Annotated in this window: 6 protein-coding genes; all 6 read left to right on the top strand. The window is 44.1% G+C overall.

Going from position 1 to position 15443, the window contains the following annotated elements:
• The first annotated feature begins 6 nt into the window (after nucleotides 1-6).
• Nucleotides 7-1611, top strand: a complete 1605-nt coding sequence (locus tag M0R47_RS01235; protein WP_292549190.1) for a class I SAM-dependent DNA methyltransferase — start codon at nucleotides 7-9, stop codon at nucleotides 1609-1611.
• Nucleotides 1608-2774 (top strand): restriction endonuclease subunit S, encoded by a 1167-nt coding sequence (locus M0R47_RS01230; RefSeq protein WP_292549188.1) that lies wholly within the window; start codon nucleotides 1608-1610, stop codon nucleotides 2772-2774. The genes M0R47_RS01235 and M0R47_RS01230 overlap by 4 nt, the downstream gene beginning before the upstream one ends.
• 2 nt (nucleotides 2775-2776) lie before the next feature.
• Nucleotides 2777-4171 (top strand): toll/interleukin-1 receptor domain-containing protein, encoded by a 1395-nt coding sequence (locus M0R47_RS01225; protein WP_292549186.1) that lies wholly within the window; start codon nucleotides 2777-2779, stop codon nucleotides 4169-4171.
• A complete protein-coding gene (locus M0R47_RS01220) occupies nucleotides 4158-5681 on the top strand; it encodes a hypothetical protein (RefSeq protein ID WP_292549184.1) in 1524 nt (507 codons plus the stop codon). Before M0R47_RS01225 ends, M0R47_RS01220 begins: the two co-directional genes overlap by 14 nt.
• A 65-nt stretch (nucleotides 5682-5746) precedes the next feature.
• Nucleotides 5747-9097, top strand: a complete 3351-nt coding sequence (locus M0R47_RS01215) for an STY4851/ECs_5259 family protein (protein WP_292549182.1) — start codon at nucleotides 5747-5749, stop codon at nucleotides 9095-9097.
• On the top strand, nucleotides 9090-15419 hold the full coding sequence (locus M0R47_RS01210; protein WP_292549180.1) for a DEAD/DEAH box helicase: 6330 nt from the start codon (nucleotides 9090-9092) through the stop codon (nucleotides 15417-15419). The genes M0R47_RS01215 and M0R47_RS01210 overlap by 8 nt, the downstream gene beginning before the upstream one ends.
• Nucleotides 15420-15443: the final 24 nt, after the last annotated feature.

Here is a 15443-nt window from a genome sequence, read left to right as displayed (position 1 = left end):
ACCCGAATGCTAACAGGCCAATTAAGAAACAATATCGACAAACTCTGGGAAAAATTCTGGACCGGGGGTATCACCAACCCTTTAACCGTGATCGAGCAAATCAGTTACCTCATCTTTGCACGCATGCTAGACATGCAAGAAGAGGTGGCCGAACGCAAAGCGGCACGGACCGGTAAAGACTTTGACCGCCTGTTCCCCAACACCCAAGAAGGTCAACTGCTGCGCTGGAAAAACTTTAAAAACCTCAGCGGTAAAGAACTGCACAAGCACCTTAAAAACAATGTTTACCCCTACTTTGCCAAGCTGGGCCAGAAATTTGATGACGACGACGCTCTGGGTACCGAAGGCAGTGCGCGGGTAGCACTGGGCCATATTGGCGAATACATGCAGGATGCCGACCTGGAAATTAAAAACGAGTCGGTATTGGTGTCCGCCATCGAAATGGTCGATGAACTGCCGCTTACGAAAAGCGACGTTAAAGGCGATATCTACGAGTATCTGCTCAGTAAACTGACCACCGCCGGTATTAATGGCCAGTTCCGCACACCGCGTCATATCATCGATGCCATGATCGAGCTGATCGATCCACAACCGAGCGAGGTGATCTGCGATCCGGCTTGCGGCACCGCAGGGTTTCTTGCGCGCACCATGGAATACTTAAACCGTAAGCATTCCAGTAATGCTGGAATATTCGAAGACGAAGACGGCAATAAGCATTACACCGGAGACTTGCTCGAACCCTACCGCAGCCACATCAGCAAGCATATGTTTTGGGGCTTCGATTTCGACACCACTATGTTGCGCGTGTCCAGCATGAACATGGCGCTGCATGGAGTCAATGGTGCGAATATTCTATATCAGGATTCTTTGAGCAAATCGATTAAAGAGCATTTTCCCCGGCAGGAAGAAAACTTTTTTGATGTGATTCTGGCGAACCCTCCGTTCAAAGGCAGCCTGGACGAAACCAACACCAATCCCGATGTCTTGGGGCTGGTGAAAACCAAAAAAACCGAATTATTGTTTGTCGCGCATATTTTACGTACCTTGAAACTTGGCGGCCGTGCGGCGGTGATCGTACCCGATGGCGTATTGTTCGGCTCCTCCAACGCTCACCAGCAACTGCGGCAGGAATTGATCGACAATAACCAGCTCGAAGGCATCGTTAGTCTGCCTAGTGGTGTGTTTAAACCCTATGCCGGAGTGAGCACTGCGATTCTGATATTTACCAAGGGCGGCAACACCGAATGCGTCTGGTTCTACGACCTGCAAGCGGATGGTTATTCGCTCGACGACAAGCGTACACCGCTTAAAGGCAAAGGCGGTAATGACTTGCCCGATGCCATTACGCAGTGGAAAAAATACCGCTCACTAATTGAAGCGAACGCTCCGGTAGCCGAAATCGAAGATGTCTTTGGTGATAAAACGCGAAAAGTATTTGTCGTCGATGCCAAAGCCATTGCCGACAACAAATACGACCTATCCATTAACCGCTACAAAGAAGCGGTGCATGAGAAAGTGGAATATGAAGACCCCAAAGTGATTTTGAAGAAGTTCAAGGACTTGGAAAAGGAGATTATGGCGGATTTGGATGAGTTGGAGGAGATGCTGTGAGTTGGCCGGTCTCTATATTAGATAAACATGTAGATATTCTGTCTGGGTTTGCTTTCAAGTCTTCTTTTTTTAATGAGAATGGCGAAGGTTTGCCTCTGATTCGAATAAGGGATGTAGTTGGGGGGCAATCGTCCACGTATTATTCTGGTGAATATTCTGAAGACTTCATTATTGAAGATGGTGATCTTCTCGTGGGAATGGACGGAGATTTTAATCGTGAACGCTGGTCTGGTGGTCGCGCATTACTCAATCAGCGGGTTTGTAAGATTACAGCTAAGGGGGGGGCTCTAGATCAGGGATATTTGTATCATTTTCTTCCTAAAGCATTACTAAAAATTCATTCTGAAACTCCTGCGGTTACAGTTAAACATTTATCAGTAAAAGGTATAAAGGATATTGAAATCCCCCTTCCTCTCTTACCCGAACAAAAACGCATCGTCGCCATCCTCGACAAAGCCGATGCTATCCGTCGCAAACGCCAGCAAGCCATTCAACTCACCGACGAATTCCTGCGTTCCGTATTTCTGGATATGTTTGGTGATCCCGTGACGAATGGATGGGAGCCAGTGCCTGCAGAGAAATTGGCATTAGACGAAAAGGGAAGCATAAGAACAGGGCCTTTTGGTAGTCAGTTATTACACAGTGAATTTACCGACGATGGGATCGCTGTACTGGGAATTGATAACGCCGTTTCCAATACATTTCGCTGGGCTAAACCAAGATATATCTCTGAAGAAAAATATCAGGAGTTAAAAAGATATACCGTTCGTCCAGGCGACATTCTTATCACAATAATGGGAACATGCGGTAGAACAGCAATTGTCCCGGATGATTGTCCAACGGCGATAAACACAAAACATTTATGTTGCATCACTCTCGATAAAGAAAAATGTACCCCCGAGTTTCTTCATTCCTATTTTCTAATGCACCCTGTTTCAAAGGATTACTTCTTAAGAACGGCGAAAGGAGCTGTTATGGACGGCCTTAACATGGGAATTATCAAGGAACTTCCCGTATATCTTCCCCCAATTCAATTGCAGAGAAAATATTCTGTAATTCAAAAAAAGGTAATAGAAATCAAGAATTCTATTCAATTGACTCAAACAGGCTTTGAAGAGTTATTTTCATCCCTCAGTCAAAAAGCCTTCGCTGGTACGCTATGACCATGAGTATTACCAAACTCAGAGAGCTCGTCTTCATCAGCCATGCTACGCCTGATGATAACGAATTTACACTTTGGCTCTCTACACGGTTAAAGCTAGCAGGCTATCAGGTATGGTCTGATGTAACCCAACTATTTGGTGGCGAAATGTTCTGGGATGACATACAAGAGGCTATTTCAGACTACACCTGTAAGTTTATTATTGTTATTACGCGAACCTCGCTAAGCAAACCCGGTGTTCAGCGAGAAGTGGAGTACGCTCTCGAAGCCGAGAAGTTCCATTCACTACCAAATTTCATTATTCCCATCATTATTGACGATTCATCGTTTTCCAATCAGCCTTATGGGTTTTCGGATCGAAATATCATCCCATTTAGGAACGGATGGGCGGATGGGTTTAGCCGGCTTATCGAGCGCTTTAAACGAGATGATGTGCCACAACATCCAAATGACAAGATAGACATTGGGGCATTCATACGCAGCCAAACTGGTTCACAGACCTCGTTAGTGGAAAAAGCAGATAAAGCTGTGACCAATTGGCTAGAGATCATGAGTTATCCGGAGCAGCTAAATTTCTATCGGCTTCCTCTCAAGCCGGATCAATACAAGAAGCGTTTTGTTAGATTCCCTTATCCTTGGTTTGAATATGCAACGTTTTTTTCTTCCTTTTGCAATCTGTCGGATATGAAAGAAGAGCTCTATCAGTGGGAGTCTCCAAGTGCGGTTCCGACTTTAAATATCAACTCTACTCTTAAGGGTGAGCCGACAAACTATCCATTTTTTGAAAGCTATGAGGTCGTTAAAAAGTTAAATTTTATGATCGCCGACGCCTGGTCAAAAGAAATGCGCAAACGAGGTTTGCACTGTTATTCCATGGCCAGTGGGAAAGAGGCGTTCTTTTTTCCTGATGACGAAAAATATAGCGGTCAGCGGAGGTTTCCCGATATTAATGGCGAGGAGCGCCGTCGCAGCCTAATAGGCTACAGTGGTAAGAACCAGGTATTTTGGCATTTTGCTATTGAAGCTAAAACAAGCTTTGGAGTACAGCCCAAGCTTACTCTGATGCCTCATGTTGTTTTCACTGAGGATGGGAGAAATCCACTGTCTGATAATAAAAGAATGCACCGTTTGCGTCGTGGATTCTGTAAGAGTTGGTGGAATGACCGCTGGCGGGATATGTTGTTGGTTTACCTGCATCTCATATCTGAAGGTAATGAGTTTCTGGAACTTAGTGTTGGATCTAACCAAAAGGTCGTATTAGCCTCACGCCCAAGCATGCTTGATTCACCTGTCAGTATTGTTCTCGGCTCGGACTTAGAGCAAATTGTGGATGATGATATGGATAATTATGTGTCAGAGGACTTCAAAGAGGATGAACTAGACGATGAATTCGCCTAATCGACTAATCTACATTCCCGAACCCCAACTATGCTTTGGTTTCGAGCAACAGCTGGATTTCTCAAAAGATGGATTAATGCTATTCGGCCCGCTGGATGGGCCGGATAGGCCCAGATCGTTACGCATAGGCTTAGTGGGTTCGCCAAAAGGCATAGAGCGTTATAAGAAATGGGTTAAATCAATTAATCATTACATTCCTTCAGCAAATGTTGATGCTACGCACCATACCCCTTTTCCAGGATTTGAAGCTATTTTTGGCGCGAAATGGCCAGTTGAACCTGTTTGCACGATAAAAATCACCGAGAAAAAGATTCTGGAGAATATCCGCATAAAAGACCGTTATCAGGCGATATACAACACAGTTAGCCTCTACGAGAATGAAATACGCCGTCACTTAAGAGAAGAAGAGTCTTCTGTTGATATCTGGTTTGTCGTGGTGCCAGAAGAGGTATACAAGTATGGGCGTCCCAAATCGTCGGTTCCTACGTCCATCGCTCAGCCTTCACCCATTCTGATGAACGAAAAGCAGGCACGTATCCTTGAAACACAGTTTTCGCTTTTTGAAGAAGACCATCAGCATGCAGAGATTTATAAGTATGAGTTGAATTTTCACAACCAGCTTAAAGCACGTTTATTGGACACGAAAGAAGTGGTTCAGGTTGTAAGGGAAACAACACTGGCTCCAGATGACTTTGTTATCAATAATCGTCAAATTAGACAGATACAAGATCCGGCATCTGTGGCATGGAATCTGTGTACTACCGCTTACTTTAAATCATCTGGGCGGCCATGGCGGTTAGCCAATGTACGGGAAGGCGTCTGTTATGTTGGCCTTGTATTTAAAAAAGACATGACCTCAAAAGATCCTGGTAATGCCTGTTGTGGAGCCCAAATGTTTCTCGATTCTGGCGATGGTTTGGTATTTAAAGGTGCAATGGGACCGTGGTATTCGGAAACATCCAAAGAGTTCCATTTGCCCTTTAAAGATGCCAAGCAATTAGCTGAGATGATCGTTAATGCTTATGAACGATCTCATGGTGAGCCACCAAAGGAGCTCTTTATTCACGGTAAAACCAAGATCAACCAAGATGAATGGGAAGGGTTCCAGGCTGGAGTATCAAATCATACCAATGTGGTGAGTATTCGTATTCGAAACGATGGTCTTTTTAAACTCTACAGTTCAGGAACTCGGCCGGTAGCAAGAGGTATAGCATTGCTCGCCAATCAGCGCAAAGGTTATCTGTGGACCAAAGGTTATATACCACGCCTTATGACCTATCCGGGCAGGGAAGTTCCTCGGCCCTTGAGCATTGAAATCTGCTATGGAAAAGCAGAACTGGAGCTCGTTATGGAGGATATATTGGGCTTAACGAAGGTTAATTTTAATGCTTGTGTATACGCAGATGGAGAGCCTGTCACGTTAAGGTTTGCCGATCAGGTTGGAGAAATACTGACAGCAACGCCAATGGCACACGAGCTGCCGCCGCTGCCATTCAAGCACTATATCTAAAAGATCAATCCAATACTTCGTATTTTCTGCAAATCATTAAGTCAACCTAGGAATGGCATTAGTTTATGGAAACAAGCACGCAAACAGTTAGAGAAGCTTCAGTGGTTAAATTTTCTTCATGGCTCACTGCCTTTTTAAGTAGAAGATCATTGAAGAAATCTGATCAGCGTCCACTTTATGAATATCATGTCAGCAATGAGGAGTATGGTGATTTAAAGCGTTTGCTATCAGAGTTTGGCAATATGGCTAATTTCACCCACGATAAAAGTGCAAATGCCTGTTTCACGTTGTTTTGCGCGGAGTGGTATCGGCGCGAATATGAGCGCGATTGCGGCTGGACTTGGGAGCCGATATGGTCGGCATTAGGCTTCTCACTTTCTGCGGTTGAGTTGAGGCGGGTTGTACCTAAAGGGCTCGAAGATTTCTGGGGCCGTCCGGTTCGCTTTTATGAGTCGGAACGGAGAAATTTTCTGGGCTCGGTGTTCAGCGAAGGGGGGTTGCCATTTCGTCTGCTTAAGCAAGCAACAAGCCGCTTCCAATCAGTATTTGTTAGGATCCTTAAGCAATACGAAAGTGCCGAGCTTCTTGGCTATACCACAAGGCAGCTGGTGACCAAATTGATTGAACACGCGGGGCTTCCTCAAGTTTTTTCGGAAGATACGTCGGTGGAGTTGGTTGCGCAAATGGCGGATGAATTAGTCTCCATTGTTCATTTGTACGGGCTAGACAAACAAGATGAGCCTGTGAGCGAGCTTGATGCAGTTAGTCCAAAATGGCGTGAACGTTTCCCCATACCTCTTGATGAAGAAACGGGTAGTGAGTTTCTTAATGGCTTACTCCATTCAGCTTCAAAAAATACGCGCCCGCGAAGAGCAGCTGAGAGAAATTGGAACTGTACACATTTTTTTACCAACCAAAACAGCGATGTTCTTCAAACAGAAATTACTTTTCCCAAAGAGGTGACATTCAACCTGGACGGTGAGCCACCTTCATGCCGCTTTGAACTCGCAATTTGTGAAGCAGAAAAACAGTTGGTCAGCTTAGGAGCCGGTTACGCTGTTTTAGAACATAAAAGAGCCAGAATTCGCCTGAAACATAGTCTTGTTAGATGTAAGCGACAATCGCCGAGCGACGGACTGACTCTCGTCGCTTTATATGGAGGCTCCGTATTCGCCGAAATTCCTATTCAAAATACCGCGGTGACAGTTGGGGAAATACCGCTTGGTTTTGAGTCTGTAGACGAGCGTTGGCAACTCTGTGGGCAAGCTAGCTTTAGAACGAAATGCACTGATGTATTGCTTTTACTACCAAGTAACTCGGAAATTGATGTAGAGGGGGGCGTTTGTACCCAGTACGATGAATGTCTTAATTGTCGCGCTGTTAAGGTTCAGGGGCAATGTGTTGTCAACGTAGCGACTGAGGAAACATTTCGTATTCGAACAGGTGACTTGGCCTCGGCAGGTCTAGCGCTTGACTTGAAAGGTAATGTTTTAAAATGGCCTAGTGCGCCAAGCCTCACATTTTTAGGTGTACCTACAGTGGAATTCATTAGTTCTGATCCGGCTTTTGGCGCGCAAGGGGCATATATCTTTCTTTCAGGCAAAGCAGTTGATGCGTGCTCATTGCAACAGCGACTGGGATGTCACTATTTGGCAGTTCGGAATAATGAAAACATAACGCTCCTTCGCAAACGTATCGGGATCCTACCGGCTGATCTTAAAATTAAGCTAAAGAACGGAGAGCAGCCTAACCAAGGGAGTATTCTGTTTTATTCCAAAGCTCCGTGTCTTTATAAACTGGATAAGCCCCAAGTTGCGGTGAGGCGTGTGCGACATGATGACCATACGGAACTATCTCTTGAAGTGGACGGGATACCCCCAGCACATGTATCTGTGCTTATAACCCCTAATCTCGAAAGTGATCCAATTCGCATTGAGTTACCTTTTCCTGCATCGGGCTATTTAGCATTTGATAAAGATGAACAACCTTTACCAAAATCCTTACCCGTCTCAGATCTTTTGGGGGGACGTGTTTATTTATTCGGACGGGCAGAACAATCAACAACTAAGTACAGGATGGAATTGAGCTTGAAGGGAGGCACGGCCTCTAAGGCGTGCTATACATGGCATGTAAAAGTTTGTGATAAGCCTGTTGAAGTAAATCTCTTTAACCTGAAAGACCAGATAGAGAACTTACTTTCTCTACAAACAGGGATCGATCAACTCGTTGAACTGACTATCGACAATAATATTGTTTGTCGTTTTGGTAGGTATGCTGTTGAAATGCAGCTTGATCTTAGTCGGCGATTGTTAGTTTCATCAACTAACATCAGCAAGCGTGGCAAGTTACCCAAGCCCATGCTCATGCTATTAAGTGAGCCCGAGCGTCTCCCAATCGAGTTAGGTTCTCGCATGACACAAGGTGTTGCCACAGGTGAATTTGAACTACCAGATATAATTGACAGATTGGGGCCTTGGTTAATTGTTCCTCAAAAAAGCTCATCTGTTGCGTTTCGGCCATTATTCTTAGCGGGAAATCTAGAACAGTATGAGCGTATTGGAGAGATACGCAATTTGCAGAAAGCGGTGTTAATGTTCTCTCCTACATCGGCTTCGAATTCATTCCAGGCAGTATTGAATGCAATGGCGTTGAATCCTGCTCACAGCAGTTGGCAATTCTTAAGAGCTTTATACGACAATTACGGTTATTTGCCGCTGTCCACTTTTGAAGTTTGGCGTGCCTTGGTGAGAATCCCGTCCGCCTTGGCAATGGCTATGTTTAAGTTTGAAATGTCTGTCGATTTTATCTCCCGTATTGAGGCTGAGTTTCCTTTTATATGGGAGCTGTTTCCAATTTTAGAGATAAAAAACGCAGCGGATAAATTAAAGTATTACTTATTGCAGAAGGGTATAAGAGAGGACTTCGTACCCGAGGTTATAAAAAAAATGTATCGACGTCTCGGAGAGGCAATTCCATCATACAACGGAAATATACAACAGTGGCTCAATGAAGGTTGTCTTCCCAAAGAGACCCAAATACCAGAATCGGCGATGCAACATGTTGTTTCCAATTGGTATCAGGATCTGATCCGGTCGAGACGGGATGATAGTTGGCCAGAGTTCGGCGGCAGTCGTTTGAAAAATTGGTGTTTATCCCAACAAGAAAGTCCCGTTTCATTCAAACCTGAAATGGACTACCGCAATGCCGTTGTATATCTACCCGTGTTTGCTGCTGCTATATCAGTAGGGAAAATTAAATTCGAAGATGTTTTCGTTGATTCAGCAAATGCAATATTTTTTTTAAGACTGGTGAGAGATTTCGATAGCCAGTGGTTTGATCATGTGTATCAGTATTCGCTGCTTCGTTTTGCCGCAAATAATAAATTAACAAATAAGGAATTGGAATTCCATGTCTAAGTATTTTTCTTCTCTTGTAGAGCAATCTTTATCACGTTCAACCGAAGCTACATTGAGTGTTTTGGGTATTACAAACCCTGCGCTGCGCGATCACTTAACTAGTCTTATGAGATCTGAATGCGGGAAAGATGGATCATTTCTTGCCCCGCCTGTGTTTGAGCAAATGTTTGGCTGGCAAGGATCAGACGTTACGATGCAAGAATTAGCGTCCAAAGAGAAGCTTTTAAGTAAGGCAGTTGTAGAATCGCTTGATGGTAATCAACACGGTCGTTATCGTTTCGGTGCGAACTGGAAACCTTTTACGCATCAGCTTGCTAGCTGGAAATCTTTGCTTGAGAAAAAGCACTCTGTAGTTGTGACCAGTGGTACTGGGTCTGGTAAAACAGAATGTTTTATGGTCCCGGTGCTTGAAGACCTTTATCGAGAATATAAGGACAACGGCGACGAGCCACTGATTGGCGTGCGGGCATTGTTTCTCTATCCTCTTAATGCACTGATCAACTCGCAACGAGAGCGTTTAAATGCTTGGACACAGTCCTTTGATAAAGGAATCCGTTATTGCCTTTACAACGGTAAAACAGAAGAGCTTCATTCGAAAGTTAGGAGTGAGCAGGCTATAAAGCCGAATGAGATCTTATCTCGTGAACTGATGAGGAGAGAACCGGCTCCCATCCTAGTCACCAACGGCACCATGCTAGAGTACATAATGGTGCGCCAAACTGACGCATCAATTATACAAAAATCTCGGGAAGAAAAGTCTCTCCGTTGGATAATATTAGATGAAGCTCATACCTATGTTGGCTCGCAGGCAGCAGAGCTGGCATTGCAGTTGCGCCGAGTGATGCACGCCTTTGGTGTGAGCCCCAAAGAGGTTCGCTTTGTGGCAACCTCTGCAACAATTGCGGGTGGTGATGCAGAAGAACAGTTGAAGAAGTTTCTTTCAGATTTATCGGGCGTACCTGTTGAAAGAATTGATGTTTGGGGAGGAAATCGAGTTATTCCGGGGCTGCCTAATAGCAAAAATATCTCTGTTGATTTGGGTGATTTGGAAGCGATGCAGGTTACCAACGCAAAGGAGCCACATATTCATCCTGAACGCTACCAAATGCTGACACACTCACCAGAAGCTAGGGCGCTTAGGGAAATTTCAGTGAGTACACCTAAGCCGTTAAAACTAACAGAAATTGCCAATGAACTTAATCAACGATTAGGCAGTAGCTTATCTCAAGCCAAGACTCTGCGTTGGCTGGATATTTGCACAGGCACTCAACCATCCGAAAATGAACCCGCGTTTTTGAGGCTTAGAGCGCATTTTTTTCAGCGGACAATTCAAGGACTTTGGTCTTGTTTTAATAAAGATTGTGAGGCAAAAAAGAACACGCCCTTACAAAATAAATGGCCCTTCGGTTATGTATATGTGAGCCAGCGGCAAACTTGTCACTGTGGCAGTCCTGTTTTTGAGGTGAGCTTCTGTAATGAATGTAATGAACCGCATTTGCTAGCTCGAGATAAACGGGGCAAGTTGATACAGTGGGATGCATCTGGAGGAGATGAGTTTTCTTTGTTGAGTGAGTCGGAGTATAGGGAGGAAACGGATTTCGACGAAGGGGCCTCCGTACTCTCTACTAAAACCCCACTGATCTTATCTTCGGTTCCCAACGAAGATGTAGGTTTTATCCCCATTGAGCTTGATATGTATAGTGCTGAGTTTCTTGCAAAATCAGAAGAAACTGTGCATCTTGGCATGAACGATGGCGAGGCAGTTTGTAGTAAGGCCGGTTGTGAATATGAGGGCAGCAAGAAGGCTTTTCCTTTTCGGCGAGCGCTCTTGGGTTCTCCCTTTTATGTGGCGAATGCAGTGCCTACTGTCTTGGAATATTGCCCTGATTTCAACAACGAAGATGGGCAAAAAGGGCATGGGCCACAATCATTGCCAGGCCAGGGGCGCCGGCTGATCACATTTACTGACAGCCGGCAAGGTACAGCACGCATGGCGGTGCGTATGCAACAGGAAGCAGAGCGAAGCAGCCTAAGAGGTTTAGTTGTTGAAATATTGAAGCAGCACCACAAAAAAAGCCAGCATGAAAAACCAAACGAAAACGCTGATATTGAGAAACTTTTAAAAGCCGCCCAATCAGCTGAGCAAGATGCTGAAGATTATCGATCTTGGGGAATGCCGCTTGAAGCCCAGGATTCAAAAGAGAGAGCAGAGAGGCTTAAACTAAAGGTAAGACAACTTAAAGGCGAAACAGTCGGCATAGTATTGAAGCCATTAAGTTGGAAAGAGTTAGCAGATGAGCTAAAGGAAAAAACAGACATTAAAAAATCGATATTGCTCTACAACCAATACCATAAACCGGAAATTTTCAAGCAAAATGATGGCCCTTTAAAACTGGCGGAAATGCTAATGTTTCGTGAGTTTATGCGTAGACCGAAACGTCAGAACAGTCTTGAAACTCAAGGATTGGTTAAGGTCGATTATACTGGTCTGAATCATATAATTTCTTCCCCAGATTTATGGGAAGACAGCGGACTCACTTTGGACGACTGGAGAGATTTCCTAAAAGTTTCGCTCGATTTTTATGTCAGAGAAAATAGTTTTATTCAATTGGAAGAAGACTGGCGCGCATGGATTGGTACTCGATTCTCCCCTAAAATGCTGCGTAACTCAGCATCAGAAGAAGCTGATGATAATCAAATAAAACGATGGCCGAATATTCGTAATGGAAGTTATAGTCACCGATTAATAAAAATGCTGTTGTTGGCAGCCAATCTTGACCCAACAAAAAAAGGTGATGTTGACCGAGTGAATCTTTGGTTACGGAAAGCATGGTTGCAACTAACCGAGAGTAATCGAGTATTAAAGTCGGACGGGAATCGATTCTATTTAACAAAAGAACAAATGACCTTTTCGTTAATCGATAAAGCATTTGTTTGCCCGGTAACAAATAAATTGCTGGATACTGCTTTTAAAGGGTTAACCCCCTATCTCCCTACCCATATTGATTTCAAAGTTCTAACAGACGAGGATCGTAAACACTTCAAGGTCACAGAGGTAAGGATGCCAGAAATTTGGGACTTAGATTATTCACAAGAGGATTATGCTCCAGGATTGAAAAAAGTTAGAGAGTTAGTTAGTAGTAACGAGACAATTAAAAGTTTAAGATCACAAAATCTGTGGACGGATATTAATGATAGGGCGGTCGAAGGGGGATTTTATTATCGTACTGCTGAGCACTCGGCACAACAGTCTTCGGAGCGTCTTGAAGGCTACGAAGACATGTTCAAAAAAGGTCAAATTAACGTGCTCAATTGTTCCACAACCATGGAAATGGGAGTGGATATTGGCGGTATTTCTGCCGTAGTTATGAATAATGTTCCCCCGCACCCTGCCAACTATTTACAGCGTGCTGGGCGAGCAGGGCGTAGCAAGGAATCAAGAGCGCTGGCTTACACTCTGTGTAAGGGCAATCCGCACGACCAGCAAGTCTTTGCAAACCCATCTTGGCCATTTGAAACAGTGATACCTGCGCCTGCGGTGGCGCTTAACTCTGCAAGGGTAGTTCAAAGACATGTCAATTCTTTCATGTTGGCAAATTATTTATCTCGAGAAGTAGGGACAACTAAAACTGAAAGAACCAATCTTGATACCCAATGGTTTTTTAATGATGACCATAGTGATTCTATTTGTGATCGTTTTATTAGTTGGCTCCAAAAAGCAATTTCAGATTTGGACGAAGCTATAAATGAATTGGTTAGAGGTACAGCTTTACAAGGCTTCTCGTCGTTTCAGTTACGGTCGGAAACCGTTGTTAAAATTAAACAGCTTCAGTCGCGTTGGCTTGAGGACTACCGTTATCTTGTTGCCGAAGAACGCAATGCCAAACCTAATAGCCCATATCTAAAGCGCATACAAATGGAGAAAAGTCGTCATTGTGATGAGTATCTTTTGCGTGATCTGGCTGCTCGTACATTCTTGCCTGGGTATGGTTTCCCTACAGACGTTGTGAATTTCGATAACTTCACAATTGAAGATTACATCAGAGATAGGGATACAAATAAGCCCTCTAAGAAAGACCGCGATGATAATGTATCAAGATATAAAGGATTGCCATCCCGAAACCTTGCAATCGCGGTTCGTGAATACGCTCCGGGAGCGGAAATTGTTTTAGATGGAAGAGTGTTCCGCTCAGCCGGTGTGTCGCTGCATTGGCATAATCTTAATGGCAACATAAATGAAGCGCAGAAATTAGATATCGCTTGGCGATGTGATAGTTGTGGCACGCTTGGGTACGAAGAAGGCGTTGATAGAAGCGCAGAACGTGTCTGTACAAATGACGACTGTAGGAAACCTATAAAGATCGCCAATATTAAAAAAGTCATGCAGCCGGCTGGGTTTGTGACGGATGCATATGCAAGCGCATCAAATAATATAGAGCATCAAAAGTTTATACCCGTCGAAGCATCTTGGGTATTCATTGAGGCGAATAAAGTGCCTCTTCCAAATCCTCGACTTGGCTATATGATTTATGGCGTGAATGGGAAAGTTTTCCATCATAGCTCAGGTGAATTTGGTCATGGTTATGCGTTTTGTTTATCCTGTGGAAGAGCAGAGTCTATGGTAACAGCTGAAGATTATCCTTCGGCATTATCCCCATCAAATAGTCACTTTCCCCCTCGTCCAAGCAAGGAAGACAAAGATGGAAACAATAGACGTTTACCATGCCAAGGTTCAGCAAGTCTTGTTCCAAATCTAGTGCTGGGAGCCTACTCTTACACTGATGTTTTTGAATTGGTGCTTCGCCATCCTGTGTCAGGAGAGTTCCTCGCTGATGGTTCAGAAGAAGCCAAGAAAATAGCGACGACTTTAGCGGTCGCATTTCGGTCTGCGCTTTCTGGGATTCTGGGTATTTCAACTTCCGAACTTGGCTATGCAACTCGTCCTGTCCGGTTAGAAAACGGGTTTGCCGCCAGGGTTATTCAACTGTATGACATAATAAGTGGTGGAGCAGGATTCGCTTCTAGCGCCCCGATTCATATTGAATCGCTGTTAGTGGCTATGGTAAAGCAACTAGGATGTAGTCACTGTGAGACAGCTTGCAGCGAGTGTTTACTTGACTCCCAAACCCGTCATGATCACGACCTGCTTGACCGTAAATTAGCTTTGGAATGGCTTGGGACTAACTTTGCTCGTTATGTGGAGCTGCCCGAAGAGGAGCAGCTGTTAACTGGCGCCAAATACTGCCCTGGTTCAGTTGAAGAAGTATTACGTAGGCATATTAATGAAGGTGCTGAACGTCTCGTATTGTGGCTTAAGGGAAATGAAAGTGAATGGGATCTGCTCGCTCCAGAGTTTCGAAGAGCAATTCACAATTATCTTTTACAAGATAATGTAAAGGTTGATTTGGTACTAGGATTTGAGCCGCAAGATACTGACCTCCAACATGATCTCTATCGTCTGTCCGTTGTTGGGGCTGGTATTGTCAAAAGCTCATTTGATGACAGCAACCCTATCGTTGCGCAAGTTGTAAAAGAGGGAGCTGTTTTCACAATTGGCTCGAAGTTTTCTGATGCATTGATTCCAGGTTCTTCATGGCATCAGCGGGGTGAGATGGTAGTTGAAACCGAAGCGGCTGATTTAGCAGAATTAACAGAAGTTGATGCCTCTCGCTGGATGACTAAAGCTGAATCATTGGTTTTCGATATCGAAATCGTCTCAGAACTTAATGGCGCTCTAATTAGCTTTGGATACAGGTTCTGGGAGCATATCAACAGTCAACATGAAGAATTAAGCGCTTTATGGGAGAACGGTAAAGTAACAGAGGTTATTTATTCCGACAGATATATTCAGAACCCAGCCGCTGTAACGCTTTTAAGCGCTTTACTTAAGCCAGTCTTTGATAAGAATGTGAATGGTAACGCCTTAACTGTCAATACACTTTTTAAGCCGAAAGAGCGAAATGGAAACCGGGCTCACCATGATTGGGCAAGCCGAGATAAATTTGAATCTTTTGCTCAGAAATGGATGAGTAAAAAGCTGGGCGCCCCTGTGATAATGAATATTTTCGATAGTGTGAGAGATATCCCTCACCATAGGAAACTAATTATTAAATTAGACTCAGGCAAGGCAATAAAAGTCAGACTCGATCAAGGAATTGATTATTGGAATATAAAATTTGAGAAGTTCGCTGAGAGTTACTTCGACTTTGATGATAGCGTAGATTATCAATTGGTTTCCATGTCTGATGTTTGCGGAAGAGCACAGGCTGTAAATGGTGAACGATGGGCAACCGATGTGCTTGTAGAGGTTTTATGTGAGTGAAAGTTTGAGGCTATTTAATCTGAA

Source organism: Methylobacter sp., from assembly GCF_023227905.1.
In the GTDB taxonomy this organism is placed as follows: domain Bacteria; phylum Pseudomonadota; class Gammaproteobacteria; order Methylococcales; family Methylomonadaceae; genus Methylobacter_A.
The sequence above is the reverse complement of the archived record's forward strand: the minus strand, read 5'-3'. Positions and strand labels throughout refer to the sequence as shown.